This is a genomic window from Corynebacterium sp. HMSC065D07 (assembly GCF_001810695.1).
Classification (GTDB): domain Bacteria; phylum Actinomycetota; class Actinomycetes; order Mycobacteriales; family Mycobacteriaceae; genus Corynebacterium; species Corynebacterium hesseae.
In genome coordinates this window covers 17,936-43,840 of the sequence record NZ_KV802440.1, presented here as the reverse complement: position 1 = coordinate 43,840, position 25,905 = coordinate 17,936, and the positions used below count along the sequence as shown (strand labels likewise).

Sequence of the window (25,905 nt, the reverse complement as noted above, 5' to 3'; positions counted from 1 at the left end):
GCACGTGTACTCCGTACCAGCGCGGTACACCATACAGTGGGACGGAATCGAACCTCCCTGCCTTCTTGCGCTACGAAGGCGCCTGAGAAGCACTGGACTTTTCCCTGCCCAGTAAGGGTTGCGCTCGCTGCGAAGAGTGTGGGCTACCGTCGCGCGCATGAGGCGCGCGACGTGACTACATGTCGAACGACATGACTACGTGCCGCAAGAATGCGGCACAACTAGCGGCAGTCGCTATTTAATTATCAGTTCCGTATTCCAGTTCAGCTGCTGGATGCGGGTATCGAGCTCGCGGTACTGGCGGGCCAGATCATCGGCGCGCTCGCGCAGCTTCGGCACGGGCACGGTGGCCACGAACTTGATCTCCGAGCGGGAGTAGCGGTCGTGGCGCGCACCCGCGCGCTCTGCCAACCCCTGGTAGATGCGGCGCTTGCGCAGCAGTCCATCACGAAGTGCGAGTGCCTCCATCAGCGTGATCTCATCGTCGAACGCGGTAGCCGTGTTCGTGGCGTTGATCGCGATGACGAGCTCATCGATGCGCTTGGTTACGCCCTCCAGCTCACGGAGGAGATCCGTCGGGTTCTCATCCGGTTCATCGCCTTCCTGGATGCGGACGGTTGCCGCGAGTCGGTCACTCAGCGAGTTGAGGCGCTCCTGCGCCTGAGCGCGCTCGGCCAAGGCTTCAGCAAGTAGCATGGTTCCTCCTTCACCCTTAATGGGATTGATTGTCTGGGCAATTGTACGGCAGGCAGGAGGCTTCGCATTGGCGGCGTGACACTTCTAACAAATAGCGGCCGAAAACTTCGATGATCTGGGGCCTTATTTGATCGTTGTGTACGTCATGTTTGGTTGCTCGCTACGGCTGGCCTTCGGTAGACAGCCGGTTAGTCCACGTCTGGCGATTGGCCTCTTCAAAGCTGGCGTAGACAGAATTGTCGCCGTCGATGCCGCAGTAGAAAGTTCGAGTGTCAGAGCCCATGGCGCAATACAGGTCGTAGGTTTGTTTGGTCGCCGGGCTCATGGCTGTAATGCGGGTGTTGTAGGAGCCATTCACGGTAGAACTGCGCTGCGACCAGGTGAAGGTGTGCTTGATGGCCTCATCAAACATAGCGGCGGCGAACTCACAGGAGGTGTTTTCTCCTGCGTGGATCTTGTCTCCTTGATTGGTATAGCCGCATGCACCGCCGACTTGCCCGACGTTGATGTTGTGGCCGCCCGGGTTGGGGTTGGCGTTGTCGTCCGCGGTGGGGGCGTCGTTAAGAGTCGGCGCGGGGCCGCTGTCCTCGGGGGCCTCGGAAGTGGAGGCAGTCACTGAGGCCGAAACGGAGGTTAACTGGCTGTCGGGAGAAGCCTCACTAGCAGGTGCGGAAGCGTCAGGATTATCGCCGCAGGCGCTCAATGCAATTCCGGCGGCGATGAGAAAAGAAAGAGTAGAGAGTTTTCGCATGAGTTGTAGCCTAGCGCCCCGCATGGTGGTTTAAAGGGGCGCTAAGGCCACAGCCGGGGAGTGCTACCCAATAAACATGAACGCAAACAGCGTGTTCAGCACCGTCGCAACGATCATGGGCACGGAGGTGCGCTTGACCAGCTGGATGGGGTTGACCTTGATGGCACCGGCAACAATGAGCACTGCGGCGTTGACCGGGGAGACCTGGCGCATGAGGTTGGAGGTTCCCCAAATGGCGGTGAGCATCTGCGGGGCGTGGATGGAGGTCTGCGAGGCCAGGTTGGGCACTACCTCAGAGAAGGCGAAGTAAGGCGCGGTGCCGGAACCGGTGAGTGCAGCCATCGCGGCGGTGGCGACGAAGATGAGGACGATGAGGACGGCGGCGCCGGAGGAGCCTTCGGCGGCGTCGATAAGCATGTCAATGACGCCCATCTGCGTAATACCTTCCACCAGGACGGCGGCGGCAACCAGCAGGGCCACGACGCCCGCAGCGCCCTCGCCCATGCCCTTGAAGAAGCTGGAGATGGAATCCACCGCACCCGTGACGGTGCGCTTGCGGATGGACTCGATGATCATCGCGATGAAGAGGGAGACCACGGTGACCGGCAGAATGCCACCTTCGAAGGGGATGACACCCATCTGCTTGAGGATGGCGGAGACAATGATGAGTAGCAGCGGCATGAGCGGGAGAACCGCGTAGTAGCCCGGCAGGGAAGCAGCGCGGGCGATGGCTTCCTTAGTTGCCTCATCACTCATCGAATCGGCGGTGACCTCACCGGAGCTTTCGGCCTTGCGGGCATCCGCCTTATCGCAGCGGTGCTGCCACCACATGTGGACGAAGGCCGTGATGAGAAGCGTGGGAACCGTTGCGTAGGCGACGGCGCCGTAGACGAATTCCGTCGGAGTCATGTTGGTGAGGTCGGCGCCCTGAATGAGGCCTGCCTCCAGCGGGGTGGGAACGATGGTGGAGGAGGTCACCACGATGGCGCCCACGGTCAGGGGTGTCAGGCCCGCAGCGATGAGTGCTGGCAGGAGCGTTGCCACAAGCAGCAGAGACAGTGCCGCAGCCGAAGGAATCACCAACGACAGGAGCGTGCCCAGGATGAAGCCCACCGGAACCAGCCAGTAGGAGCCTTTGAAGCGCTTGAGCGGCGAGGAGAGCACCACGACCGTCTTGGCATCGGCGCCGATGTGCCGCATGTAGGACACGAAGCCAAAGAGCACCATGATTGCCATACCGATACCGGAGAAGCGTGCCTTGAACAGTGCATCCACAACCAGCAGCTGGTCGTAGAAGGCATTGCCGCTGGCTTCGATTTCGGTGGTGCGGAAGTCCGCGCGCCCGGTGAGGGCGGCGAGCATGAGTAGGACTACGCCAACGGCAAAGATGGAGGCCGCGGCGTGGACTTTCTTATAGATGAGGTAGACAACTGCGGCGATGGCCAGTAGCGCGATGAGAAGGTAGAGCATGTAAAGATCCTTCTTCTGGTTATATCCACTTACTGTTCAAAGGTAACACCGGCTATGACAGGTGTCGCGCTCAACCCCCTACACGTACGATGAACGTCATGCACATTGATGACGTCCTTGACCGCGCCCACGTGGTCTCCCTTCCACTCGCCGTGAAGTTCCGTGGCATTACGACCCGGGAAGCATTGCTTATCGATGGCCCCGCGGGCTGGGGTGAGTTCGCCCCCTTCCTGGAGTACGGGGCGGAGGAATCCGCCCGCTGGCTCGCCGCCGGGCTGGAAGCGGCCTACGAAGGCTTTCCGGAACCCGTGCGCGAGTGGGTAGAAGTCAACGGCACCGTCCCTGCGGTTCCTGCCGAGCAGGTGCCGGAGGTCATGGAGCGCTATCCCGGCTGCCGCACCTTCAAAATCAAGGTGGCGGAGAAGGGGCAGACCCTAGAGGACGATATCGCGCGCGTTCACGCTGTCCGCGCCTACATCGAGGCACAGGGTCGCGTGCCGGTTTTGCGCGTCGACGCCAACTGCGGCTGGAGCGTTGAGGAAGCCGTCACCGCGGCCAAGGAGCTCATGCCGCTGGATTACATGGAGCAGCCGTGCAAGACCGTTGAGGAACTCAAGGAGGTGCGCACCCAGCTCATGCGCGCCGGGATTTTCGTGCGGGTGGCGGCGGATGAATCTATCCGCAAGGCCAGCGACCCTTATCGGGTGGCGGAGTTGCAAGCGGCTGATGTCGCCGTGGTTAAGCCCGCGCCGCTGGGCGGGGTGCGCAAAGTACTCGAGGTAGCCTCCCACCTGCGCGAGCGCCACATGGACATCACGGTGGCCTCTGCCCTGGATACCTCGGTGGGAATCTCCATGGGACTTGCCGCAGTGGCCGCCTTGCCGCAAATCTATGACGACGAAGACATCGACGTCACCCCGGCCGCTGCGGGCCTGGCCACCGGGTCGCTGTTCCTGGAGGATGTGACAGCACCACGCGAGCTTGTCGACGGTCACCTGCGCGCCGAAGCCCTCACCCCCGACCCGGATCGCCTGAGCACACTCGCCGCGCCGGGCGAGCGCCGCGAGTGGTGGTTCGAGCGCGTGCGCGAGTGCTGGCCGCACCTTTAAAAACACAGCTCACGGTACATGTCCGGAGGGCAGCGTAGGCTGGCGGGCATGACCATTTCCGTGAAAGACGCGCACCTGCACAACCTTCGCAACGTGGATGTGGACCTTCCACGCGGCCAGCTCGTGGCCGTGACGGGGGTGTCCGGTTCCGGCAAGTCCTCGCTGGCCTTCGGCACCATTCATGGCGAAGGCCAGCGCCGCTACCTGGAATCCGTCGCGCCCTTTGCTCGACGCCTCATCGCTTCAGCGGTGGACCCGCAGGTCGGCCGCATCGAGGGGCTGCCGCCGACGGTGGCGTTGCAGCAGTCGGCGTCGGCAAGCAGCGCGCGCTCCACCGTGGGCACGATCTCCGCCATGTCTAACTCCGTGCGCCTTCTTTACTCGCGCTGCGGTGACAACCCGGAGGGCCTGTACTCCGATTCCTTCTCCCCGAATACCCCAGAAGGCATGTGCCCGGAGTGCCAGGGCACCGGCGTGGTCCACGAACCCACGGAGGCGTCCATGGTGCCGGACCCCAGCCTGAGCATCGAGGAAGGCGCGATTGCTGCGTGGCCCGGAGCCTGGGCGGGCAAGAACTTCCACGACATTCTGCAAGAACTGGGCTATGACTTGGATTCACCGTGGGAGGATTTGCCGAAGAAAGACCGCGAGTGGATCCTCTTCACCGAGGAGCGCCCGGTGGTAACCGTCAAGCCGCGCCGCGGGGCGGATCAGATCCAGCGCAATTACGAGGGCACGTGGCGCTCCGTGGCCAGCTACCTGACCAAGACCTATGCGGAGACGAAGTCGGATACACTCCGCGCCCGCGTCTTGAGCTTCATGGAAACCCGCCGCTGCGATACCTGTGACGGGCGCCGGCTGACGGCGAAGGCGCTCAAGGTCACCTACGCCGGGCTGCCGATCGACGAATTCAATGCCCTCCCGCTGAGCGAAGCCTACGAGCTGCTTAACGGCCAAAGCCCGCAGCCGAATGACGCGGAAGACCTGCTCCTCAAGGCCCTCCTTCCGGCCCTTGAATCCGCACTGGAACTCGGCCTGGGGCACCTCAGCCTGGATAGGCCTACGGACACGCTCTCGGGCGGTGAGGTGCAGCGCCTGCGCCTGGCTGCGCAGCTGCGCTCCGGGCTCTATGGCGTGACCTATGTTCTGGATGAGCCCTCTGCGGGCCTGCACCCGGTGGAACGAGGTGCGGTGCTGGATATGTGCCGTCGCTTCATTGCGGAGGGGAACTCGGTGCTGCTGGTGGAGCACGACATGGAACTGGTCAAGCAGGCCGATTGGATCGTGGATGTCGGCCCGCTCGCCGGTGAGCGCGGCGGCCAGGTGGTGTACTCGGGTCCCGTCGCCGATTACATAGAGGCGGCGGACTCTGCAGATACTCCCACCGCGCGTGCCTTGGCGCGCCCGCGCCCCACGCCCAAGGTCGAAGCGCGATCGGCGCACGGTGATATCGCGCTGCGCCGGGTGCACTCGCACACCATCGATGGCCTCAACGTGGACTTCGGACTCGGCCAGTTTACGGCCATTACTGGGCTTTCGGGTTCCGGCAAATCCACGTTGCTGGCCGCACTCCATGACATGCTCACGGGGCCGGACTGTCCGAAGCAGGTCAAGCGCGTGGTCTCCATTACCCAAAAGCCAATCGGCCGAACCCCGCGCTCCACGGTGGCGACGTACACCAACCTCTTCGACAACGTGCGCAAGCTCTTCGCGGCCACCCCGGAGGCCAAGAAGAAGAAATGGACGGTCTCGCGCTTTTCCTACAACGTTAAGCAAGGCCAGTGCCCCACCTGCGGTGGCGCCGGCCAGATCGAGGTCGAGCTGGTCTTCCTTCCAGGCTCCTATACCCAGTGCCCGGATTGCCAGGGACAGCGCTATAACGATGACACCTTGTCCATCCGCTGGAAGGACAGGACCATCGCGGACATCCTCGACCTTACGGTGGAAGAGGCCCTGGAGGTCTTTGCAGATGAAGCGCCGATCCTCCACGCGCTGCAAACCTTGGAAGCGGTGGGGCTAGGTTACCTGCGCTTGGGCCAGGGCGCTCCGGAGCTTTCCGGCGGTGAAGCGCAGCGCATCAAGCTTGCCACGGAGCTGCAGCGCTCCCGAAACTCGCGCCGGGGCCATACCGTCTACCTGCTGGATGAGCCCACCGTCGGGTTGCACCCGGCCGATATCGACCTGCTCATCGCTGAGCTGCACTCGCTGGTGGAGGCCTCCCATACTGTCGTGGTGGCAGATCATGACCGTCACCTCATTGCCGGCGCTGACCGGGTTATTGAGATGGGCCCGGGGTCTGGTTCGGATGGCGGAAAGATTGTGGCGGATGGCACGCCGGGTCAGGTTTCCACGGGACTAACGCCCACCGGGCGGGTGCTAAGTGGCGCGGGTGCACGATAAGGTAAATCCCATGACCAACAACAACGGCGACAACGAGACGCGGCAGTTCGGCCGCGTCACCGGTGAGAACGAAACCCGCCAGTTCGGCGCGCCCCAACAGCAGCCGCCACAGCGTCCCCAACAACACTTCCCGGAGCCCGGATCCCAAAACACGCAGGCCTATGGTCAGCCCTATCAGCAGGGCTATGACCAGAACTATCAGCAGCCGCAATATGACCCGGTCCCGTCCAGCTACCAGGTGGAGCAGCCGAAGAAGGGCGGGGGAGCCCTGTCCTATGTCTTCGCGGCCATCGCTGCTATCGCCGTCGTTTTCGCCGGCGTGCTGTTCTTCCTGTGGCGCGGTGCGGCAGCGGATGCTGACAAACCCGCCCCGGAGCCGGTTACCGAGACCGTGACCACCGAGGTTCCCACCACGGTGACCACCACCAAGAGCTCGCCGCGGGATAACCTCCCCACCGATATTCCGACGGAGCTGCCGACGGAGCTGCCGCCGGACGTCCAGGACCGTGTGGACCAGGGTGGAGCCGAATTGGAAGGGTTGATCAATGACCTCTTCGAGCAATTCGATTCGGGCATGGAAGAGCTCGATACGGGTGGTGCAGGCAATGCCTAATACTGAATCTCACACCGAGCCCACTGCCTCCGCGCAGCCGGAGTCGATGCAGCTGGCCGAAGCACTGGCGGCCCAGCTTTCGCGGCACCTCACCGACGTGGTTATCTGCCCGGGTTCGCGCAACGCACCGCTGTCTTTGGCGCTTCTCGCGCGCAGCGATATTCGCGTGCATACCCGCCTGGATGAGCGCTCCGCCGCCTTCGCTGCTTTAGGTTTGGCACGCGTCCAACGCCGGCACGTCGGCATCGTGATGACCTCCGGCACCGCGGTGGCTAATGCCCTGCCCGCGATGGTGGAGGCGCATTACTCGCATACCCCGCTGGCCGTCATCAGCGCGGACCGGCCGGCCCGCTTGGTGGGCACGGGGGCCTCCCAGACCATCGAGCAGCCCGGCATCTTCGGCGTGTATGCGGAGACCACCCAGGTGGAGAGCACGAGTGATTTCCCGCTTATCGCGGAGCGCTTTTTGAATGACCGCCAGGTGCACATCAACGTGGCTCTCGATGCCCCGCTGGTAGGCGAAGAGCTGCCCAGCACCCCGACGGATTACACGCAGCACCGCGCGCACACCCCGCGCTGGTCCAATCACGGCGAGGTGGCCGTCGATCTCAGCCGCAACACGCTCGTCATCGCGGGCGATGAGGCCTGGGAGGTCGAGGGGCTGGAGGACGTCCCCACCATTGCCGAGCCCACTGCACCCGCGCCCTATCACCCGGTGCACCCGGCCGCGGCGCACCTCTTCCGCCGCGCCCAAGTCTCCGCCAATGATTACGTGGTCAACACCAAGGTGGAACAGGTTATCGTCGTGGGCCATCCCACCCTGCACCGCGGCGTCCTGGCGTTGCTCAGTGATCCCGATATCGACCTCATCTGCCTGTCCCGCACGGAGGATTTCACCAACCCGCGCGGTGCGGCTGCGCAGTTGGGCACCACCGTCAAGACCAGCGGCGAGCCCACGCGCGAATGGATGAAGATCTGCGAAGGCGCCGCACAGATGGCGGCCGAGGGTGTACGCGAGGTCCTCGCGGAGGCCACAGGCGAGGACGCCACCAAGCCCGAGATCGGCTTTACCGGACTCCACGTCGCCGCCGCGGTGGGGGACACCCTCGCCGTCGGCGACACCCTCGTGCTCGGAGCCTCTAACGCGGTGCGGGATGCCTCCTTCATCGGTCTGCCTTTCGACGGCGTGGAAACCTACTCGCCGCGCGGGGCCGCCGGCATCGACGGCACCGTCGCGCAGGCCATCGGTATCGCGCTGGCCACCCAGTCCCGCGAGGCCGACGCACCCCGCGCCCCACGCACCGTGGCGCTCATGGGGGATGTCACCTTCCTGCACGACGCCACCTCGCTCATCCTCCCCGAGGACAACCCGCGCCCGGAGAACCTCACCATCGTCGTCTCAAACGACGACGGCGGCGGCATCTTCGAGGTGCTTGAACAAGGCCGCGAGCCCCTGCGCCCCTCCTTCGAGAGGGCCTTTGGGACGCCGCATGGGGTGGGCGTCGCCAAGCTGGCGGAAGCCTGCGGCGCTGAGCACCGCGAGGTGAGCTCGGCGCAGGAGCTGCTCGATGTTCTCGCAGAGCTCAAGGAATACTCCACCGGGATCACCGTCGTGGAGGCACACACCACCCGGTCCTCGCGCCGCGCGCTGCAGGAGGCTCTGAACGCCAAGGTGGGTCAGTAAATGCCGCGGCGCCGGGTGCGCCAGCTGATCCTGGTGTTGTATGCCGCAGCACTAGTGGGCATGGCGGGTATGGTGATCGGCCCTTTCTTCAATGACCGCACCATCGGCGCCAACCCCGGGCGCGCCCTGGCCACGGTGACGGATGTCGGCACCTTGCGTACTTTCGTGGACTTCCAGGACTCCGAAGGGATCTACCACACCCCGCCCACCGGCCTGCTCTATCCCACTGGGCTGGGAGAAGGCCAGCAGGTGTGGGTGCTCTACGCCAAGAGCAACCCGGACCTGGTCAAGGTAGAGGGCCGGGAATGGACGCTATCGATCATTCCGGCGCTGTCCTCCGCGGCCGTGGCTACTCTGATTGCCGGCGCGTGCTGGTGGGGGAGCGGGAAAATTAACCGGAATTTAGTACGTGCGTTACCAACCGAGCACTCAGAAAAGGAATGATGGGGCGCATGCGTGTAGCCATCGTCGCGGAATCCTTCTTGCCTAATGTCAACGGAGTGACCAACTCCGTGCTGCGTGTCCTCGAACACCTCCACGAGCACGGCCACGAGGCCATCGTCATCGCCCCCGGCGCCCGGGACGGGCAGGAGGAGATCCCCGATTACCTCGGGTTCACCATCGTGCGCGTGCCCACCGTGCGTGTGCCGCTGGTGGATTCGCTCCCGGTTGGCGTTCCTACGTCCGCCGTGGACGAGGCGCTGCGCGAGTTCAAACCGGACATCATCCACCTGGCCAGCCCCTTCGTCCTGGGAGCGGCGGGAGCATTTTCTGCACGTCAGCTGCGCATTCCGGCGGTGGCGCTATACCAGACCGACGTGGCCGGTTTCGCCACCAAGTACCACGCTTCCGCACTGGCCTATGGGGTGTGGGAGTGGCTGCGCACCATCCATAACGCCTGCCAGATGACTCTCGCGCCGTCCTCGCTCACCATCAGTGACTTGGAGAAGCACCACATCAAGAACGTGCGCCACTGGGGCCGCGGTGTGGACTCAGAGCGCTTCCACCCCTCGAAGCGCTCGGCGGCGTTGCGCCGGAGCTGGGATCCCACGGGGAAGAAGAAAATCGTCGGCTTCGTCGGCCGCCTGGCCGCAGAGAAGGGCGTGCACCGCCTGTCCGCGCTTAACGGACGCGAGGACATCCAACTCGTCATCGTTGGTGATGGCCCAGAGCGCCCGCTGCTGGAGGCCCAACTGCCGGACGCGGTATTCACAGGCGCGCTGGGCGGCGAAGAACTCGCCGCAGCCTATGCATCCCTGGACATCTTCGTCCACGCCGGTGAGTTCGAGACCTTCTGCCAGGCCATCCAGGAAGCGCAGGCCTCGGGCGTGCCCACCATCGGCCCCCGCGCGGGCGGCCCGGTGGACCTCATTGAGGAGGGCTATAACGGGCTGCTTCTCGACGTTTCCACGTTCGTCGAGGACCTCCCCAATGCCGTCGACGCGCTGCTCAACCCGGAGATCCACGAAGAGCTGCGGGAGAACGCTAGGCAGTCGATTGCTTCCAAGACGTGGCCGGCGCTATGCGAGCAGCTGCTGGGCTATTACGAGGAAGTTTTGGAGAATGTCCGCGAGGTGCCGCTGACCATTTTGGGCCAGCGCCCGGAGCTGCCGCGCTGGGCCGCTCGCGCCCTGGGGGCGCGCGTGGCCTAGACTAGGCGCTTGTGTCTAAGGCAGATCTGGATAAAAAGCCCTTCGATGTTGCGCGCATGTTTGACGCGGTGGGCAAGAAGTACGACATCACCAACACGGTGCTGTCCTTTGGTCAGGACGCACGCTGGCGCCGTCTGACGCGCGAGCGGCTCAACCTGAAGCCGGGGGAGAAGGTCCTCGACCTGGCTGCCGGAACGGCTGTTTCCACGGAGGAGCTGTCCAAGTCCGGCGCGTGGTGCGTGGCCTGTGATTTTTCACTCGGCATGCTCGCGGCTGGCGCGGAGCGCGATGTGTCCAAGGTGGCCGGCGATGGAATGCGCCTGCCTTTTGCGGATAACACCTTCGATGCGGTGACCATCTCCTATGGTCTGCGCAATATCCACGACTTCGAGCTGGGCCTGCGGGAGATGGCGCGCGTGACCAAACCCGGCGGGCGCCTGGCGGTAGCGGAGTTTTCCAAGCCAGTCATCCCGGTCTTCGGCACCGTCTACAAGGAGTACTTAACCCGCCTGCTGCCGCCGATTGCCAAGGTGGTCTCCTCCAACCCGGAGGCCTATATCTACCTCGCAGAATCCATCCGCGCGTGGCCGGAACAGCACGAGCTAGCCGCCGCCATCAACCGCAATGGCTGGGAGCAAGCAGGCTGGCGCAACCTCACGTGTGGCATCGTGGCGTTGCACTCCGCGGTGAAGCCGGCCTAAAGGCCTTAGGCCCAAAGGGGAGTATCGCGGCGCAGCGTGGAGACCGCCCCGCCCGCCAGCCGCCAGGCGCGGGCAAGCAGGTCCTTGTCCTCGTCGGTGATGAGGTTGCCCATGAGGCGTGCGGCGGCCGGCATGAGCATGCGGCCGATGGGGCCGCGCATGGCCACAGGTCCGGCCAGCGGCAGGAACTGCGGATAGGTCAGCAGGCGCGCGGCCGTGCGGGCGAGCAGGAAGGCCTCGCCATACTCGGCGCGCAGGCGTTCCGGCCACGCTAAGGTCAGGTCCTTGGTGCCGAGCATCTCCACGGCGAGTGCCGCCGTTTCCAGGCCATAGTCGATGCCCTCGCCGTTGAGCGGATTGACGCAGGCGGCGGCGTCACCAATCAGCATCCAGTTCGCGCCGGCCACCCCGGACACCGCGCCACCCATGGGCAGCATCGCCGAGGTGACGTTGCGCAGCTCGCCCAAGCCCCACTCCGAACGCTGCTGCTCAGCGTAGAAATCAAGCGCCTTCTTGGTGTTGAGACGAGCCGGGCGGGCGGCGGTGGACAGCGCACCCAAACCGATGTTGACCCCCTGTCCCAGCGGGAAGATCCAGCCATATCCGGGTTGTACGACCCCCTCGGGGTCCTTGAGCTCCACGTGGGAGTGCATCCACTCCTCGCCGTCCTGCGGGGAATCGGCATAGGCGCGCGCGGCGATGCCATAGACCTCCTCGCGGTGCCAGGTGCGGCCCAGCTGCTTGCCAAAGGTCGAGCGCACGCCATCGGCCACGATGACCCACCGCGCGCGCACGCGGCGCTTGCCCACGGAGAACTCCACCAGCCGGTTGCCCTCGAGCTGCGGGGCCGTTGCTGAGCCGGTGAGAAGCTGCGCGCCGGCTTCTTGCGCGGCCTCAACGAGCAGCGCATCGAATTCATAGCGCGGCAGAGCCGTTCCCACCTGCGAGGGGTATGTCGACGGCCACGGGGCGGTCACGGTGCCGCCAAAGCCGTGCAGCTTGAGCCCGCGGTTGCGGTAGGAGGCGTTGACCTCGATGCCGAGGAGCTCCAACTGGTGCATGGCGCGAGGAGTCAGCCCATCGCCGCAGGTCTTGTCGCGGGGGAAGGGGGAGGCGTCGACAAGCAGCGTGTCACGGCCAGCGCGCGCGGCATGGATAGCGGCGGCAGCACCGGCGGGCCCGGCACCGACGATGGCGACGTCAACAAGGGTGGAATCGATCTGCTCCGACATGGGGACTATCATTGCACGGGATAGTGGCCACAAGTGTGTTGAGGGCCGTGCCATGGGCTACGGTAGGTAAACACTAGGATTTTTGAGCTTAAAGGAACACGTTTAATGTCACACGGCCAAACTCACGCCAAGCACGTGGACTTGGGGGATGCGCAGCTCACCGAGCGTATCAACGCCGGGATGGCTGCTGTAGAGGACCTGCTGAATACGGAGCTCGACCGCGGGCAGGACTTCATCAAAGACAAGGTACGCCACCTCTCCCTGGCTGGAGGCAAGCGTTTCCGCCCGATGATGGCGCTGCTGGCTTCCGAGTTTGGTGAACGCTCGCAATCGCCTGAGGTGATTAAGGCAGCCACCGTTGTGGAAATGGTCCATGTGGCCACGCTCTATCACGATGACGTCATGGATGAAGCGGAGCGCCGCCGCGGCGTGGATTCTGCGAATTTCCGCTGGACTAACTCGGTGGCGATTTTGGCGGGCGATGCCCTCTTGGCGCACGCTTCGCGGCTGATGAGTCAGCTGGATACCCACACGGTGGAGCACTTCGCGGAGACCTTTGAGGAGCTCGTCACCGGCCAGATGCGCGAAACCATTGGTGCCGGCGAAGCTAATGCTGTGGAGCATTACACGGCGGTCATCCGGGAAAAGACCGCGGTGCTCATCGCCTCCGCCGGCTACCTGGGTGCCTACCATGCTGGCGCGGGCCCGGAGCAGTGCGAGGCACTGCGCCAGATCGGTGCGGCCGTGGGCATGATTTTCCAGATCGTCGACGACATCATCGACATCTTCTCCGATCCTGAAGAGTCGGGGAAGACCCCGGGCACGGACCTGCGCGAGGGCGTGTTCACCCTGCCAGTGCTCTATGCCCTGGAAGAGGAGGGTGAGGTCGGCGACGAGCTCCGTGCCCTCCTGACGGGCCCGCTGACTGACGACGCCTCCGTGAAGCGCGCCATCGACCTGCTGTGGAAGTCAGGCGGCCGGGACAAGGCGCTTGCCGACGTCAACGCGTACCTGCGCGTGGTCGAGGACCAGCTTTCCCTGCTGCCCGAATGCACTGCCAGCGAAGCCCTGCGCCAGTTGGCGGACTACACGGTCCAGCGCGTGGGCTAATAGGTGCTCCTGCCAGGCGATTTGCATGTCGGGCGGGACTTCGTAGTAAAGTACATAACCGCACTCAAGAGTGCATGCCAGGTTGCCCGAGCGGCCAAAGGGAGCGGACTGTAAATCCGCCGGCATTGCCTTCAGAAGTTCGAATCTTCTACCTGGCACAGAATGAATCCCGCAGACGCAAAGATGTGTCTGCGGGATTTTTCGATCCCCGGCATAGGGCTAGGGGGTTAAGGGTCATTTCGATCAAATAAGGGGCCCGAGCCCCGGGGAATTGGGACGCTATTTGATCGAAATGTCGCTCCGTCGATTGAACGGTCGTGTGCCCGGCTTAGTTGTCGTCTACTCGGCACGGTGTTTGTTCTGGTGTGTTCTTGGGGCGCTTAAAGGCCCTAAAAACATGTCCCATACTGGCGATTTGTGTTGTTTAAGCGTTTCGGGTTAATCTTTTCAAGGCTTCAACGAGAGCACAGCGGATGAAAGTCCGTTACTCAAAGAGGCTGTGCCCCCTTAGCTCAGTCGGCAGAGCGTTTCCATGGTAAGGAAAAGGTCGACAGTTCGATTCTGTCAGGGGGCTCCATTCATGTTTCTGGAAGGTCCCAGAAGGTGAATATGGCGGTGTAGCTCAGTGGTAGAGCAAGCGACTCATAATCGCTGTGTCGCGAGTTCAATTCTCGCCATCGCTACCGGGAAAGAAAAGCGCCCGCACACGGGCGCTTTTTCATTACCGACTCCCAGCCTTATACGGCACGTGGTTTCCATGGGGAATCACCGTTCTGGTAGGGTTGTGCGTTGTCCCAAAAGGGCACGCAAAGGGGCGTGGCGCAATTGGTAGCGCAACGGTCTCCAAAACCGTAGGTTGCAGGTTCGAGTCCTGTCGCCCCTGCCACATCACTTCAAGGAGGGAATCGCCGTGAGCGATGAAAAGCAGCCGAGCACCGGGGCTCCGCGCCCAACCGGCAAGCGTCAGCTCTCTGGCGCAGCGACCACCTCTACCGATTCCTACACCGACAAGCGCGTCGTGCGCGTCGAGGATAAGAAGGAAGATTCCTTCGGCGGATCCGTCGGGTCCTTCCCGGGCGAGGTCGTCTCTGAGATGAAGAAGGTCGTCTGGCCTACCGGCAAGGAAATGCTGCAGTACGTCCTCGTGACCTTCGCCTTCCTCATCGTCCTCACCGCCTTGGTGTGGGGCGTGGACACGCTGACCGGCCTCGGAGTTGAAGCAATCCTCGCGCCTTAGTAAACTAATTTCATACTTTCATCCCGCCGCCTTCCCGCTAGCTCGACTAGGGGAAACGGCGGGATACTTTTTGCCCTAGTCCCGCCGGGTAACCTGGTTGGGGACTAGAAGAATGAACACAATTTTGGAGTAGCAGACAATGAGCGAAGAAAACACTGGCACCTCCCTCGAGCAGGCCATGATTGATAACGTCCAGGAACAGGCCGCGGAAGCGGTCGAGGCTACTGAGGAAACCCAGCAGCCGCAGGAGGAGCTTTCTGCCGAGGAGAAGGAAGCCGCCGAGAAGGAAGCTGCTACCAAGGCCGCGGAGGCCGCCCTCGGCGGCGGCTCGGACGAGGCTGAGGCTGAGGGAGCGGGGGAGACGTCGCCAAGCGCTGAAGCAGATGCCGCTGCCGCCGACGCTGAGTACAAGACCCGCCTGCGCGCATTCACCCGCGAACTGAAGAAGCAGCCGGGCAAGTGGTACATCATCCAGTGCTACTCCGGCTACGAGAACAAGGTGAAGACCAACCTGGACATGCGCGCCCAGACCCTCGAGGTGGAGGATTCCATCTTTGAGGTCGTCGTGCCGGTCGAGCAGGTTCTGGAGAAGAAGGACGGCAAGAAGAAGGTTGTTAAGCGCAAGCTGCTTCCGGGCTACGTGCTGGTGCGCATGGAGCTTAACGACGCCGCCTGGTCCGTCGTCCGCGATACCCCCGGTGTGACCTCCTTCGTGGGCAACGAGGGCAACGCCACCCCGGTGAAGATCCGCGACGTGGCCAAGTTCCTCATGCCGAATGACACGACGGTCTCCCCGGAGGCTTCCGCCGCAGACTCCGAGGGCGAGCAGGTTGTTGCCATGCCGGAGAAGGAGGCCGCGAAGGCTTATGCTCACGACTTCGAGGTGGGCGAGGCCGTTACCATCCTGTCCGGCCCGCTGGCTTCCGTGTCCGCCACCATCTCCGAAATCGATCCGGAGACCGGCAAGATGCAGGGCCTGGTGTCTATCTTCGGCCGCGAGACCCCAGTGGAGCTGTCCCCGACGGAGATCGAGCGCATCTCCTAAAAAGCGATTTTGAGCTGGGCGCACGGTGTTCTAAACTTGAACGCCGTGCGCTTTTGCGCATGTTCAAACGTTCATCCTCCGGTGGCCCACAACGCGTGAGCATCCGGACGGGGCGCCGTTATTCATCGTGGCGGCACTCCGGTACCACAGGAAAGAGGTAATTCGATGGCTCCCAAGAAGAAGGTCACTGGCCTGATCAAGCTCCAGATCGAGGCAGGCGCCGCTAACCCGGCTCCGCCGGTCGGCCCGGCACTCGGTGCCCACGGCGTCAACATCATGGAGTTCTGCAAGGCTTATAACGCTGCGACCGAGTCCCAGCGCGGCAACGTCGTGCCGGTGGAAATCACCGTCTACGAGGACCGCTCCTTCGACTTCAAGCTGAAGACCCCGCCGGCAGCGAAGCTCCTGCTCAAGGCCGCTGGCATCAAGAAGGGCTCCGGCGTTCCGCACACCGATAAGGTTGGTTCCGTGACCTGGGATCAGTGCAAGGAGATTGCACAGACCAAGTTCGAGGACCTCAACGCTCGTGACATCGAGAACGGCGCCCGCATCATCGCTGGTACCGCTCGCTCCATGGGCATCACCGTTGACGGCATCCCGGCTAAGTAATAATTCAATTTAATGCGCGATACGTTCTGTATCGCGCGTGGCAGGGCCAGCTTCGGCCCGCTATCACCACATCAATCCAAGAAAAGGAATTGCACTTATGAGCACCAAGTCCAAGGCATACAAGGCTGCCGCTGAGCTGGTAGACCGCTCCCGCCAGTACCGTCCGATCGAGGCCGCCAAGCTGGCCAAGGAGACCTCCTCCAAGAACTTTGACGCTACTGTCGACGTTGTCTTCCGCCTCGGCGTTGACCCGCGCAAGGCTGATCAGCTGGTTCGCGGTACCGTTTCCCTGCCGCACGGCACCGGTAAGGACGTCCGCGTGGCCGTCTTCGCCGAGGGCGACAAGGCTGAGGCCGCTAAGGCTGCTGGCGCCGACATCGTGGGCACCGAAGAGCTGATCGCTGCCATCAACGAGGGCAACATCGACTTCGACGTTGCTATCGCCACCCCGGATCAGATGGCCAAGGTTGGCCGCGTTGCCCGCGTCCTGGGCCCGCGTGGTCTCATGCCGAACCCGAAGACCGGCACCGTGACCGCTGACGTGACCAAGGCTGTGGCCGACGTCAAGGGCGGTAAGATTTCCTTCCGCGTTGACAAGGCTTCCAACCTGCACGCCATCATCGGCAAGGCTTCCTTCGACGCTGAGAAGCTGGCTGAGAACTACGGTGCGCTGTACGACGAGATCCTGCGTCTGAAGCCGTCCTCCGCTAAGGGCATCTACGCCAAGAAGATCACCATCTCCACCACCTCCGGCCCGGGCATCCCGGTCGACGCTTCCGTGGAGAAGAACTACACCGACTAATTGATGTCTGTGTTAACGGCGTAAAGGTCCCGGCTCATTCACGAGCCGGGATTTTTTATTGCCTTTTTCCTTGCGTGTCGAATTATTTGTACAGGTCAGAGGGGTAAAAATCACTGACAGGTAAAACACAGGCAGGTTCGATGGGCTTTCAAGGAATGTATCGCATAATAATCCTTGTGCGTTTGAGAGAGGCGCATGAGAGATAGAGAGAACACCCTGAGTCTTGCAGGGCGGGCGGCGTGAGAAACCGCCTGATAGTCAAGACCCCTTGCAACGCGGGTTCCGGAATTATCCGGGGCCCGCGTTGTGGTGTGTGCGCCCCAAGCCAGGTGCTCCCTGCCTTGGATTCGGGACATGGGCTTGAGCGGAGATGCATCAGGCCTGGGGCAAACGCGGGCGCTGGATGTAGATGGTTCTAGTCACAAGGTTCTCTTGGGGCAAACAAACCATCTGGAGGAGCGAAGAAGGTTCGTTTGGGGGCAAGTGAACCTTCTGACTGAAACCTCTTGACGGGAACCTTCTGATGGGAACCATGTGGAAGCGCACCGAGACCCACTACCGGTTAAAAGGATTAGATGCGTGCGAAGGATTTAGGGCCGCGGCTTGCCGTTCATCCAGTACACGGACCAGATGACGTCCTCGCGCGGCACTCCCCAGTCGTGCACCGCCAATGAGCGCACTTCTTTGGCCAGGTCCCCTTCGCCAGATACCCACACTGAATCCGGAGCTGTATCCGCGGAGAAACGAGCACTAAGAAGCTGAACGGCACGTGCGCTGTGTTCCTCGTGCGGGGCGGCAACCATGGTGAGCGAACGAACCTTGCCGCGCCACGTCTTTTCAAAGCCGTCTTCAATTTCGAAGTCGTCTGCAATCAGTGCAACGACGTCGACGCCGCTCAAGGTTTGCGGTGAGAAGGCTTCGTAGTGCTCCAGGATGTGCCACAGTGCTGGGAGAGCGGAGGCGTCCGCGAGCAACAGCTGTGATTTCTTGGGTGCCTGCCACCGTGCTTGCCCCGTATAGATTCCGGCGGTATCCCCGGGCTGGGCCTTGCGGATCCACCGCGAGCCCGGACCATTATCGCCATGGGTCACCACGTCGACATCGATGGTGCAGGCTTCGTGGTTGAGCCTGCGAATTGTGTACCACCGCAACGCCGGGCGAACGTCGTCAGGCAAGCCAGTGACGGCGGCGCGCACATTGGCATCCTCAACTGGGAAGGACGAAAACTCCTGCCCGTCCTGGGGCATGAGGAGCCCAAAATACTCATCAGGCCCGGCGAGGGGGTAGGAGCCGAAGGCGGGCGAGTGAAAAGTAAGGCGGTGCAGTCGCGGCTTGAGGCGGGTATTCCCGGCGAGGGTAACGGGTAATAAGCGGTGATGCGTCAAAGGAATTGTTCCTAGGTATAAGGGAAATTTGAATCCATCATAAAGCAGAGGTTAGGCTTGCCTCAAATAGATTAGGGGTGTGACGGCTTGTGTGCTCGTTCCCATCGAAGGAAAGGTTGATTCCATGGTTGCTATCCACCGGCGTGCGAAAGCCGTGCTCGCGATTGTCTCGGCGGCAGCGATTGCTCTGACAGGGTGCTCGCGCGGAAGCGGTGAGGACAGTGCGGGTGCAGGCAGCGCTGAGGAGGTGCGGGTTGCCAGCCTGGGGCTTGGCGACGCCGATACTGTCCTCGCGCTCGGAATCACCCCCGTTGCCGTAGCGCCCTGGGGAGCGCAGGGTGATGGTGATCCCTCCGGTGTGGGCCCATGGGCGAAAGAACTTCTGGGAGATGCCCAGCCTGAGGTTATCTATAACACCGCTTCCGGGTTCACGGCCGATGTTCTTGAGCAGGTCACGGCTTCGGACCCCACGCAGATCATTGCTGTCAATCAGGCAGTGGACCAGGAAGCACAGAAATCCCTCGAGGAGATCGCGCCGCTGACCATGAAGCCGGAGGGCTTCGAAGACTGGCAGGTTCCCTGGGAAGAGCAGGTTAAGACCATCGCCTCTGCCGTTGAGAAGGAAGAGGAGGGTGACAAGCTTATTGACAAGGCGCAAGGCGCCTTCGATGAATTCAAGGAATCTCACCCGGAGCTTAACGGCAAACGCGCGGCCATCGTCATGCCCTATGACGGAAAGCTGGGCCTCTACACTTCCGATGATGGCCGCGGTCAATTCATCGAAGACCTTGGCTTTGAGATTCCGCAGGAGCTGGAGGGTGATGGCTCGAGCTTCTTCGTGGACTACGCCCCAGAGAACTACTCCCAGCTCAACGACGTGGACTACCTGTTCGTCTTGGATTACAACGGTGCAGTCGACGAGCTGAAGAAGGATTCGACGTTCCAAGGCCTAGACGTGGTCAAGGATGGCCGCGTCCGCTACCTAGAAACGGATACCGGCAACGCCATGAGCATGCCGAACCCGCTCACCATTCCTTGGGCTGTCGATAAATTTGAAGAGCAACTCTAAGTGCTCGCATTACCGAGAAACGCCGGGGCCACCCGCGGCGAGCTAGATTCGCGGGGGAGGGGACGCGTGCTCCTCACCAGCGCTCTGGTTGTGGTTTCACTGCTTCTCCTCGCCTGCTCGCTGGTGGTGGGATCGCGGTCCATCGCCTTGTCCGAACTCCTTCCCGCCTTCCTCCATGAAAGCCAGCCGGAGATAGAAAATATCGTGTGGGACTTGCGTATGCCGCGCACCTTCTTGGCGTACTTCGCGGGTGCAGCCATTGCGGTCTCCGGTGTCATCGCCCAGACGTGGACCAAGAACCCCTTGGCCGATCCCGGCTTCATTGGTATCACTGCGGGTGCTTCCTTCCTTGTAGCGCTCGGGACGGCGTTGGGGCTTGCCACCTCGCTGGGGATGCGGACGGCGCTCGCGCTGGTGGGAGCCGGTTTGGCCACGGTAGTGGTTCTGGGAGTTTCCCGGCGGTTTCCTGATTCCCTGACGCTGCTTCTTGTGGGTGCAGGAGTATCGGCTGCCTTAAGTTCTGGCGCCATGCTGATCGGCTTGTATTCCACGGATGTGCTCGACAGCATGCGCCGCTGGACCATCGGCTCCACCTTTGGGCGCGGCCCCGGGGAGGTCGCGATTGCAGCCGGTGGTCTGCTCGTCGGGCTCATCATTGCCGCGAGTGTGGCGCGCCCGCTCGACTTGTTGGCCATGGGTGAGGAATCTTCGGTTGCCTTGGGTAGCTCGCCGGTACTAGCGCGCCGTGGCGCCGCCTTAAGCATCGTTGTCTTGGCCGGATGCGCTACCGCCGCGGCAGGCCCCATCGCTTTCGTGGGATTTGCCGTCCCCCACCTTCTCCGGCGGTGTACAGGGCCGGCGGTTGCCGCCATGATTGCCCCCGCGGCGCTGCTGGGTGGTTGTTCCGTGCTGGCTGCGGATATCTTAGGCCGGCTTATCGCTGGCCCCTCCGAGTTGGAGATGTCCATCGTCCTAGCTTTCGTGGGCGCACCTTTCCTCATCTGGGCCGTGCGCCGAGGGGAGCAGAAGCTATGAGTGATGGGGTGAAGGGGGACGTCGCCAAGCGCCTGCGTTCCCAACAGCGGAAGCGCCAGATATGGATATGGTCAGCCACCTGCTTCTTTGTGCTGGTCGCGGCAGTTTCTTACGTCCTGATGCTCGGACAAGGCCCCGTGGGGCTGAGTCCGGGGCGGGTTCTGGAGATCCTCAACGGTGGTGGGAGCCGAAGCGAAATCCGCGTTGTGTGGGATCTGCGCATGCCCGTAGCGCTAGCAACCCTCATCGTGGGCGCCGCGCTCGGACTGGCGGGGTCGTGGACGCAGTCGATGTCGCGCAATCCGCTGGCCTCCCCCGACATCCTTGGCGTGACCGGTGGGGCTTCGGTGATGGTGGTTATCGGGACGGTGATGTCCCGGCCGCTCCTCGCAGAGGGTGTCTCCGTGTTCTGGTGGCGGGCGGGGCTCGCGCTGCTGGGGGCGGTGTTGGCGGCCATCTTGCTAGTGGCGCTTGGTGGGCTCGGTACGAGCAACCGCATCGTCATCGTCGGCATCGCGCTATCACTGCTCTTTCAAGCCATGGTGGCCTATCTCTTGCGCGCTGCGGAGCTCCTCCGTGCAGCACAGTCCCAGCTGTGGCTGGCGGGAACCACGGGCTTTGTGCGGATGGACGTCATTGTTCCACTTCTCGTAGGACTGGCGCCTTTCGTGTTGCTTGGTTCGTGGCGTGCCCGGGAACTGCCGCTTCTAGCCCATGATGATCTCTCGGCCCTCTCCTTGGGCGTGGACATCACGCGGACGCGCACCGCGCTCCTCATTGCTGCCACCGGAATATGCGCGGTGACCGTATCCGTGGCGGGGCCCATCGGCTTTATCGCGCTGCTGGCCCCACACCTCGGACGCATGATCGCCCGAACCCCTACTCCTTCGCCGGTGGTGTCGTGCGCTGCTGGTGCGGCCCTCTTAAGCGCCTGCGCCGTGGTGGCCGGGGCGCTCCCGATGGACGCGCCGGTGGGTGCTGTGTCCTCAGTGATCGGCGGCACCGCCTTGGTCATCGTGGTGTGGAATGCCGCAAGGCGGAAAGGATGAAAACCATGAACAGTTGCGAGCTGAAGGCCCAAGGCATCCATGCCGGTTATCAAGGCGGGAAAGATATTCTCTCCGGGGTTGACCTCGCGGCTCAACCAGGGGAGGTCACCACGCTCATCGGCCCCAACGGCTGCGGGAAATCGACGTTGCTGAAGACCTTGTCGAAGATTCTTCGCCCTCGGCAGGGCAGCGTGCGCATTGGCGAGTTGGATGTGCATTCCATGAGCCCGAAGGAAGCGGCGGCCCACGTGGCCTTGCTGCCCCAGCACCCGATGGCGCCGGATGGGCTGCGCGTCGGCGAGCTCGTTGCCCGCGGGCGGTACGCGCACCTTGGGTGGGGAAGGGGACTGTCAGCGCGGGACCACGAGATCATCGCGCAGGCCTGCGTGGAGACAGGCATCACCGATTTCATCGACCGCGATATCGCGGCGCTGTCGGGCGGCCAGCGTCAGCGGGTGTGGCTCGCGCTGGCTTTGGCTCAGGACGCGCCGGTGCTGCTTCTCGACGAGCCCACCACCTTCCTCGATCCCGCCCACGCGATGGGCGTCTTGGAGCTCGTCCGCAAGCAAGCGCGCGCTGGGAAGACGGTCGTCGTCGTGCTGCACGACCTCATGCTGGCTGGGCAGTTCTCAGACACCATGGTGGTCATGAACAACGGCGAGGTCATCGCGCGGGGCACGCCGCAGCAAGCGTTGACCAAAGAGGTGCTGGCGGCGGCCTATGGCATCGATGTGGACATCTGGGAGGATCCTCGCAGCGATGCCCCCGTCATCGTTCCGCGCGGTGTGCTCAAGAACTAAAGGGCACTAAGGCAAAGCCCCAGGACCGCGATTTGGAGTTGGCCCGTGCAGGCTGTAGAGTACCTAGCGAAGTTTGAACGGCCCCGAAGTGGTCGAGTCAAGGTTCACCAAAGACCGTCGGTCATCCGGAATGCCGGATCGAAGGTTCCTCGCTCTAGAGGGCGGCCCACGCAGGAGACACTTTGCGAATTACCGCGGATTTCCGCGCGCGCCCTGTGCTCTTGCACGGGGCTTTTGTTATTTCGATTGTCGTTAACGACAACCGAGGTGGGAAAGGTCCCGGCGGAAAACACAAGAGATGTTTCGAAAGGAGGCGTAGTAGAAAATGGCAAACCCGAAGAACACCGCAGACCTGGCAAAGCTGAAGGAGAAGCTCGAAGGCGCTAACTCCATCGTGCTCACCGAGTACCGTGGCCTGACCGTGGGTCAGCTCCAGGAGCTGCGTAACAACCTCGGCTTTGACGTTGAGTACTCCGTCGCCAAGAACACCCTTTTCAAGATCGCTGCCAACGAAGCTGGCATCGAGGGTCTTGACGAGCAGCTGACTGGCCCGACCGCTATTGCGTTCATCAAGGGCGAGGCAGTGGATGCTGCGAAGGTCATCACCAAGTTCGCTGATGACAACAAGGCACTCGTTATCAAGGGTGGCTACATGGACGGCGACGCTCTGTCTGCCGACCAGGTTGAGGCCATCGCCAAGCTGGACAACCGCGAGACCACTCTCGCAAAGCTGGCTGGCGCCATGAAGGGTTCTATGGCAAAGGCTGCCGCCGTATTCAACGCTCCTGCAACCAAGATGGTCCGCACCGCTGCGGCCCTGCAGGACAAGAAGGCTGCGGAAGCTTAAGACGCCAACTAAAGGCGCACAACTTAAACACACACACTTTTCTGGCCGCCTAGCGCGGCCAGGCACAATGAGAAAGGATGCCAATCATGGCTAAGCTCACCAAGGACGAGCTCATTGAAGCTTTCAAGGAAATGACCCTCATCGAGCTCTCCGAGTTCGTTAAGGAATTCGAGGAGGTCTTCGACGTTGAGGCCGCTGCTCCGGTTGCTGCCGTTGCTGCTGGTGCCCCGGCTGCCGGCGGTGCTGCTGAGGAAGAGAAGACCGAGTTCGACGTCGTTCTGACCGACGCTGGCGCTAAGAAGATCGGCGTTATTAAGGCTGTCCGCGAGATCGTCTCCGGCCTGGGCCTGAAGGAAGCTAAGGAGCTCGTTGAGTCCGCTCCGAAGGCTATCCTCGAGGGTGCTTCCAAGGACGACGCTGAGGCTGCTAAGGCTAAGCTCGAAGAGGCTGGCGCTTCCGTCGAGCTCAAGTAATTCACCTGAATTACTCAGCTTTCCCGCGCAGCGCACCCGCTGCGCGCCGACAACCCCGTTCCGCTTTTACGCGGTGCGGGGTTGTTCCCGTTTTGATGGGTCCCCCGGATTCTAAGGATTGCGTGTCAGGTCTTGACACTAGGGTCAAAAAGAGACACTATTGGGGTGTGCAATTTCGGCGTAGAAGTCTCGAGCGGTTCCATCAGGATGGTGTGCCGCCGCGATATATTCCATCGGAATTGCGCTCGGTAGTGCGCCGCAAGTTACTTATGATTGGGCGGTCTGCAAATGTCACGGACCTTCGGATTCCACCAGCAAATCGGTTGGAGCGGCTCAAGGGTGACCTTGAAGGCTACTACTCAATTCGCGTCAACTCGCAGTGGCGCATCATATTCAAGTGGACACCCGAAGGAGCTGTTGACGTTGACTTTATCGACTACCACTGAAGCACGCGCTCATGTTGATGTTGTTCCCGTTCCGCATCCCGGAGAGATCCTTCTCCTAGAATTCCTCAAACCCTGCGGAATAACCCAGTATCGCCTGGCCAGTGACATTGGCACTACCCGTTCCCAAGTTTCCAAAATTACCCGCGGGGCGCTCGGTATCAGTGCCGATATGGCTTTGCGTTTGTCGGCTTACTTTGGGAATTCCGCGGAGTTCTGGCTCGGACTCCAAGAGGAATACGATCTGTGGAAAGCTCGCCAGACTACGGACACCAGCGCCATCGTTCCGTGGAATCACAAAGAAGAATCTGCTTCTCGTTCATAGGATTCGCTCAATCGTGCTCACCTCGGGGTTGGTGCACCCGCACCGTAGCTGCACAAAACTGAAACGCACCCTCCGGGGAAATGTGTTTTGAACAAACGAATCGGTAGGATAAGCCACCATGCTGCCCAAGTCCCGCATCTTCTCCGTCCTCCTGCTCGGCCTCGGCGTTGCGCTGATCGCTGCCGGCCTGGCGGCGTCGAGCTTCTTGAGCTTTAGCCCGCGCCTGCCGCTGGATATCAAGAACACCACGTGGACGATGCAGGATGACAGCGCCGCCGCGCAGGCGCTGTCCGCAGAGGGCGTTACGCAGTACGAGGGGCCGATGACCTATCAGCTCAACATGGACATCCAGGATCCGGCGGATAAGGACACCGCAACGTTGCGAGTGGGGGAGTCCGCCATCCGCGGCGGCACGGGCAACGTGGAGGACTTGAGCTTTGCGCGCGTGTGGAACTATCCCGTCGATCGCCTTAGCGGTGAGGCCACGGGACCGGCGGCGCTCTCCCATACCATGGGCTCGCCCACGGCGGAGGTGCCCGTCGAGGGCTACTGGCTGAAGCTGCCCGCCGATGCTGAGCAGACCACCTACCCAGTCTTCGACCCGGTCCTGCGCAAGGCGGCCGACGCCGTCTTCGAGGAATCCCTCGATATCGACGGCCGCACGGTCTACCGCTACCACCAGGAAGTGGAGCCCACCAACGTGGCCACCCTCTATGCCGGTAGCACGACCACCACGCTGAGTAATGAGGACGACTCTACCGAGCAGGGCTACCTCTTCCACGCCGCAACCCGGGACCTTTTTGTAGACCAGGCCACCGGACTCGTCGTGGGCATGGACGTCGATATCAAGGACTACTGGGCAGACCGCGAGGGCAACGAGCGCGAGGTGCAGTTCGCCTTCAATGGTGCAACTGATGAGGAATCTCGCGCGGAGATGCTCCAGCAAGCTGAGCGCTTCCCGCGGAGTGCTGTGGGGCAGTGGGTGCGCTGGGGTGGCCTTGGCGTTGGCGCGCTTCTGGTGCTGCTTGGGGCGCTGGGCGCTTTTCGCCGTCCCACCAACCGCCACTCCCGCTAGCCGCGCGTGCTAGAGGCCCGCGCGTGCGGATCTCCGAAGCGACACGCCGACGGCACGTTTCGCCTTTACAAGGCCGCCATTATGCTATAGGCTATTTCGTTGCGCTGGAATCTGGATCTTTAGTGCACATTTAGCCTTTCGAGCGGTGATGGCAAAACCGACTTGACAAGGTGATTTTGTGCATTCTAAACCCAGTCGTTCCACAGCAGACCGAATGCTAAATCTACCAGCGGTTTTGCACCTCACCGGCCAGGGTGGGGAGGCAATCCGCCAGAGGTACTGGAAGGACCCAT

General features: G+C 62.4%; 26 protein-coding genes and 4 tRNA genes. 25 read left to right on the top strand and 5 right to left on the bottom strand.

Annotation, left to right across the window (positions count from 1 at the left end; genetic code table 11):
- Positions 1–234 precede the first annotated feature (234 nt).
- From HMPREF2760_RS05230 to dcuC, 3 genes are all read right to left on the bottom strand, one after another.
- The gene (locus HMPREF2760_RS05230; RefSeq protein WP_070596766.1) at positions 235–696 is read right to left on the bottom strand and encodes a DIP1984 family protein; all 462 of its coding nucleotides are present in this window, start codon (positions 694–696) and stop codon (positions 235–237) included.
- A 160-nt stretch (positions 697–856) separates the two neighbouring features.
- Entirely contained in the window at positions 857–1,447 is a 591-nt protein-coding gene (locus tag HMPREF2760_RS05225; protein WP_070596765.1) for a hypothetical protein, read from the bottom strand.
- A 63-nt stretch (positions 1,448–1,510) separates the two neighbouring features.
- Entirely contained in the window at positions 1,511–2,917 is a 1,407-nt protein-coding gene (dcuC, locus tag HMPREF2760_RS05220) for a C4-dicarboxylate transporter DcuC (RefSeq protein ID WP_070596764.1), read from the bottom strand.
- A gap of 89 nt (positions 2,918–3,006) precedes the next feature.
- On the opposite strand from dcuC, the gene HMPREF2760_RS05215 reads away from it, so the two are divergent.
- Genes HMPREF2760_RS05215 through HMPREF2760_RS05185 form a run of 7 tightly spaced genes read left to right on the top strand, consistent with a single transcriptional unit; the run spans position 3,007 to position 11,076 of the window.
- Positions 3,007–4,026, top strand: a complete 1,020-nt coding sequence (locus HMPREF2760_RS05215; protein ID WP_185963243.1) for an o-succinylbenzoate synthase — start codon at positions 3,007–3,009, stop codon at positions 4,024–4,026.
- 48 nt (positions 4,027–4,074) lie between these two features.
- Positions 4,075–6,426 carry an ATP-binding cassette domain-containing protein gene (locus HMPREF2760_RS05210; RefSeq protein WP_070596763.1) on the top strand — a complete coding sequence of 784 codons (2,352 nt, stop codon included), beginning with the start codon at positions 4,075–4,077 and terminating at the stop codon, positions 6,424–6,426.
- A gap of 10 nt (positions 6,427–6,436) precedes the next feature.
- Positions 6,437–7,039, top strand: coding sequence for a hypothetical protein (locus tag HMPREF2760_RS05205; protein ID WP_070447990.1), 603 nt, complete (start codon positions 6,437–6,439; stop codon positions 7,037–7,039).
- Positions 7,032–8,723 (top strand): 2-succinyl-5-enolpyruvyl-6-hydroxy-3-cyclohexene-1-carboxylic-acid synthase, encoded by a 1,692-nt coding sequence (gene menD, locus HMPREF2760_RS05200; RefSeq protein ID WP_070596762.1) that lies wholly within the window; start codon positions 7,032–7,034, stop codon positions 8,721–8,723. Before HMPREF2760_RS05205 ends, menD begins: the two co-directional genes overlap by 8 nt.
- The gene (locus tag HMPREF2760_RS05195) at positions 8,724–9,167 is read left to right on the top strand and encodes a DUF3592 domain-containing protein (protein ID WP_070596761.1); all 444 of its coding nucleotides are present in this window, start codon (positions 8,724–8,726) and stop codon (positions 9,165–9,167) included.
- 8 nt (positions 9,168–9,175) lie between these two features.
- Positions 9,176–10,375, top strand: a complete 1,200-nt coding sequence (locus HMPREF2760_RS05190) for a glycosyltransferase family 4 protein (protein ID WP_070596790.1) — start codon at positions 9,176–9,178, stop codon at positions 10,373–10,375.
- An 11-nt stretch (positions 10,376–10,386) separates the two neighbouring features.
- On the top strand, positions 10,387–11,076 hold the full coding sequence (locus HMPREF2760_RS05185; RefSeq protein WP_070562613.1) for a demethylmenaquinone methyltransferase: 690 nt from the start codon (positions 10,387–10,389) through the stop codon (positions 11,074–11,076).
- Positions 11,077–11,081: 5 nt separating this feature from the next.
- On the opposite strand, the gene HMPREF2760_RS05180 is transcribed toward HMPREF2760_RS05185, so the two are convergent.
- Entirely contained in the window at positions 11,082–12,320 is a 1,239-nt protein-coding gene (locus tag HMPREF2760_RS05180; RefSeq protein WP_070596760.1) for a geranylgeranyl reductase family protein, read from the bottom strand.
- Between the two features lie 93 nt (positions 12,321–12,413).
- On the opposite strand from HMPREF2760_RS05180, the gene HMPREF2760_RS05175 reads away from it, so the two are divergent.
- The 9 genes from HMPREF2760_RS05175 (at position 12,414) to rplA (ending at position 17,111) form a co-directional block, all read left to right on the top strand.
- Positions 12,414–13,418, top strand: a complete 1,005-nt coding sequence (locus HMPREF2760_RS05175) for a polyprenyl synthetase family protein (RefSeq protein WP_070533895.1) — start codon at positions 12,414–12,416, stop codon at positions 13,416–13,418.
- A gap of 76 nt (positions 13,419–13,494) precedes the next feature.
- Positions 13,495–13,576 (top strand) — tRNA-Tyr (locus HMPREF2760_RS05170).
- Positions 13,577–13,919: 343 nt separating this feature from the next.
- Positions 13,920–13,995 (top strand) — tRNA-Thr (locus HMPREF2760_RS05165).
- A 34-nt stretch (positions 13,996–14,029) separates the two neighbouring features.
- Positions 14,030–14,101: transfer RNA gene (locus HMPREF2760_RS05160), tRNA-Met, on the top strand.
- Between the two features lie 127 nt (positions 14,102–14,228).
- A tRNA-Trp gene (locus tag HMPREF2760_RS05155) sits at positions 14,229–14,304 on the top strand.
- A gap of 24 nt (positions 14,305–14,328) precedes the next feature.
- Positions 14,329–14,655 carry a preprotein translocase subunit SecE gene (gene secE, locus HMPREF2760_RS05150; protein ID WP_070520982.1) on the top strand — a complete coding sequence of 109 codons (327 nt, stop codon included), beginning with the start codon at positions 14,329–14,331 and terminating at the stop codon, positions 14,653–14,655.
- Positions 14,656–14,794: 139 nt separating this feature from the next.
- A complete protein-coding gene (gene nusG / locus HMPREF2760_RS05145; protein WP_070520979.1) occupies positions 14,795–15,700 on the top strand; it encodes a transcription termination/antitermination protein NusG in 906 nt (301 codons plus the stop codon).
- Positions 15,701–15,865: 165 nt separating this feature from the next.
- Positions 15,866–16,309: a 50S ribosomal protein L11 gene (gene rplK / locus HMPREF2760_RS05140; RefSeq protein WP_070520976.1), complete on the top strand. Its 444-nt coding sequence runs from the start codon at positions 15,866–15,868 to the stop codon at positions 16,307–16,309.
- A gap of 97 nt (positions 16,310–16,406) precedes the next feature.
- Complete coding sequence (rplA, locus tag HMPREF2760_RS05135) at positions 16,407–17,111, top strand: 50S ribosomal protein L1 (protein ID WP_070520973.1); 705 nt, start codon at positions 16,407–16,409, stop codon at positions 17,109–17,111.
- Positions 17,112–17,701: 590 nt separating this feature from the next.
- Here rplA and HMPREF2760_RS05130 read toward each other — a convergent pair.
- Entirely contained in the window at positions 17,702–18,496 is a 795-nt protein-coding gene (locus HMPREF2760_RS05130) for a siderophore-interacting protein (protein ID WP_070596759.1), read from the bottom strand.
- A 124-nt stretch (positions 18,497–18,620) separates the two neighbouring features.
- Here HMPREF2760_RS05130 and HMPREF2760_RS05125 point away from each other — a divergent pair, with 124 nt between their 5' ends.
- The 9 genes from HMPREF2760_RS05125 to HMPREF2760_RS05090 all read left to right on the top strand — a co-directional run bounded on the left by HMPREF2760_RS05125 (position 18,621) and on the right by HMPREF2760_RS05090 (position 25,612).
- Positions 18,621–19,565: an ABC transporter substrate-binding protein gene (locus HMPREF2760_RS05125; RefSeq protein WP_070596789.1), complete on the top strand. Its 945-nt coding sequence runs from the start codon at positions 18,621–18,623 to the stop codon at positions 19,563–19,565.
- A 66-nt stretch (positions 19,566–19,631) separates the two neighbouring features.
- A complete protein-coding gene (locus HMPREF2760_RS05120; RefSeq protein ID WP_118781230.1) occupies positions 19,632–20,600 on the top strand; it encodes a FecCD family ABC transporter permease in 969 nt (322 codons plus the stop codon).
- Complete coding sequence (locus tag HMPREF2760_RS05115; protein WP_070533890.1) at positions 20,597–21,649, top strand: FecCD family ABC transporter permease; 1,053 nt, start codon at positions 20,597–20,599, stop codon at positions 21,647–21,649. The genes HMPREF2760_RS05120 and HMPREF2760_RS05115 overlap by 4 nt, the downstream gene beginning before the upstream one ends.
- A 5-nt stretch (positions 21,650–21,654) precedes the next feature.
- The gene (locus HMPREF2760_RS05110) at positions 21,655–22,449 is read left to right on the top strand and encodes an ABC transporter ATP-binding protein (RefSeq protein WP_070596788.1); all 795 of its coding nucleotides are present in this window, start codon (positions 21,655–21,657) and stop codon (positions 22,447–22,449) included.
- 325 nt (positions 22,450–22,774) lie between these two features.
- Positions 22,775–23,296 (top strand): 50S ribosomal protein L10, encoded by a 522-nt coding sequence (gene rplJ, locus HMPREF2760_RS05105; RefSeq protein ID WP_070533886.1) that lies wholly within the window; start codon positions 22,775–22,777, stop codon positions 23,294–23,296.
- Positions 23,297–23,382: 86 nt separating this feature from the next.
- Positions 23,383–23,769, top strand: coding sequence for a 50S ribosomal protein L7/L12 (gene rplL, locus HMPREF2760_RS05100; protein ID WP_070520955.1), 387 nt, complete (start codon positions 23,383–23,385; stop codon positions 23,767–23,769).
- A 95-nt stretch (positions 23,770–23,864) separates the two neighbouring features.
- A complete protein-coding gene (locus HMPREF2760_RS05095; RefSeq protein ID WP_246823624.1) occupies positions 23,865–24,215 on the top strand; it encodes a type II toxin-antitoxin system RelE/ParE family toxin in 351 nt (116 codons plus the stop codon).
- Positions 24,193–24,537, top strand: a complete 345-nt coding sequence (locus tag HMPREF2760_RS12525) for a HigA family addiction module antitoxin (RefSeq protein ID WP_318260993.1) — start codon at positions 24,193–24,195, stop codon at positions 24,535–24,537. Before HMPREF2760_RS05095 ends, HMPREF2760_RS12525 begins: the two co-directional genes overlap by 23 nt.
- A gap of 118 nt (positions 24,538–24,655) precedes the next feature.
- Positions 24,656–25,612, top strand: coding sequence for a cell envelope lipid trafficking protein PgfA (locus tag HMPREF2760_RS05090; RefSeq protein WP_070596757.1), 957 nt, complete (start codon positions 24,656–24,658; stop codon positions 25,610–25,612).
- The last annotated feature ends 293 nt before the right edge of the window (positions 25,613–25,905 follow it).

Bases quoted from the DNA above. Each gene is read 5' to 3' on its own strand.
- HMPREF2760_RS05230 (WP_070596766.1), bottom strand. From the start codon at position 696: ATGCTACTTGCTGAAGCCTTGGCCGAGCGCGCTCAGGCGCAGGAGCGC.
- HMPREF2760_RS05225 (WP_070596765.1), bottom strand. From the start codon at position 1,447: ATGCGAAAACTCTCTACTCTTTCTTTTCTCATCGCCGCCGGAATTGCA.
- dcuC (WP_070596764.1), bottom strand. From the start codon at position 2,917: ATGCTCTACCTTCTCATCGCGCTACTGGCCATCGCCGCAGTTGTCTAC.
- HMPREF2760_RS05215 (WP_185963243.1), top strand. From the start codon at position 3,007: ATGAACGTCATGCACATTGATGACGTCCTTGACCGCGCCCACGTGGTC.
- HMPREF2760_RS05210 (WP_070596763.1), top strand. From the start codon at position 4,075: ATGACCATTTCCGTGAAAGACGCGCACCTGCACAACCTTCGCAACGTG.
- HMPREF2760_RS05205 (WP_070447990.1), top strand. From the start codon at position 6,437: ATGACCAACAACAACGGCGACAACGAGACGCGGCAGTTCGGCCGCGTC.
- menD (WP_070596762.1), top strand. From the start codon at position 7,032: ATGCCTAATACTGAATCTCACACCGAGCCCACTGCCTCCGCGCAGCCG.
- HMPREF2760_RS05195 (WP_070596761.1), top strand. From the start codon at position 8,724: ATGCCGCGGCGCCGGGTGCGCCAGCTGATCCTGGTGTTGTATGCCGCA.
- HMPREF2760_RS05190 (WP_070596790.1), top strand. From the start codon at position 9,176: ATGCGTGTAGCCATCGTCGCGGAATCCTTCTTGCCTAATGTCAACGGA.
- HMPREF2760_RS05180 (WP_070596760.1), bottom strand. From the start codon at position 12,320: ATGATAGTCCCCATGTCGGAGCAGATCGATTCCACCCTTGTTGACGTC.
- HMPREF2760_RS05175 (WP_070533895.1), top strand. From the start codon at position 12,414: ATGTCACACGGCCAAACTCACGCCAAGCACGTGGACTTGGGGGATGCG.
- nusG (WP_070520979.1), top strand. From the start codon at position 14,795: ATGAGCGAAGAAAACACTGGCACCTCCCTCGAGCAGGCCATGATTGAT.
- rplK (WP_070520976.1), top strand. From the start codon at position 15,866: ATGGCTCCCAAGAAGAAGGTCACTGGCCTGATCAAGCTCCAGATCGAG.
- rplA (WP_070520973.1), top strand. From the start codon at position 16,407: ATGAGCACCAAGTCCAAGGCATACAAGGCTGCCGCTGAGCTGGTAGAC.
- HMPREF2760_RS05125 (WP_070596789.1), top strand. From the start codon at position 18,621: ATGGTTGCTATCCACCGGCGTGCGAAAGCCGTGCTCGCGATTGTCTCG.
- HMPREF2760_RS05115 (WP_070533890.1), top strand. From the start codon at position 20,597: ATGAGTGATGGGGTGAAGGGGGACGTCGCCAAGCGCCTGCGTTCCCAA.
- HMPREF2760_RS05110 (WP_070596788.1), top strand. From the start codon at position 21,655: ATGAACAGTTGCGAGCTGAAGGCCCAAGGCATCCATGCCGGTTATCAA.
- rplJ (WP_070533886.1), top strand. From the start codon at position 22,775: ATGGCAAACCCGAAGAACACCGCAGACCTGGCAAAGCTGAAGGAGAAG.
- rplL (WP_070520955.1), top strand. From the start codon at position 23,383: ATGGCTAAGCTCACCAAGGACGAGCTCATTGAAGCTTTCAAGGAAATG.
- HMPREF2760_RS05095 (WP_246823624.1), top strand. From the start codon at position 23,865: ATGGGTCCCCCGGATTCTAAGGATTGCGTGTCAGGTCTTGACACTAGG.
- HMPREF2760_RS05090 (WP_070596757.1), top strand. From the start codon at position 24,656: ATGCTGCCCAAGTCCCGCATCTTCTCCGTCCTCCTGCTCGGCCTCGGC.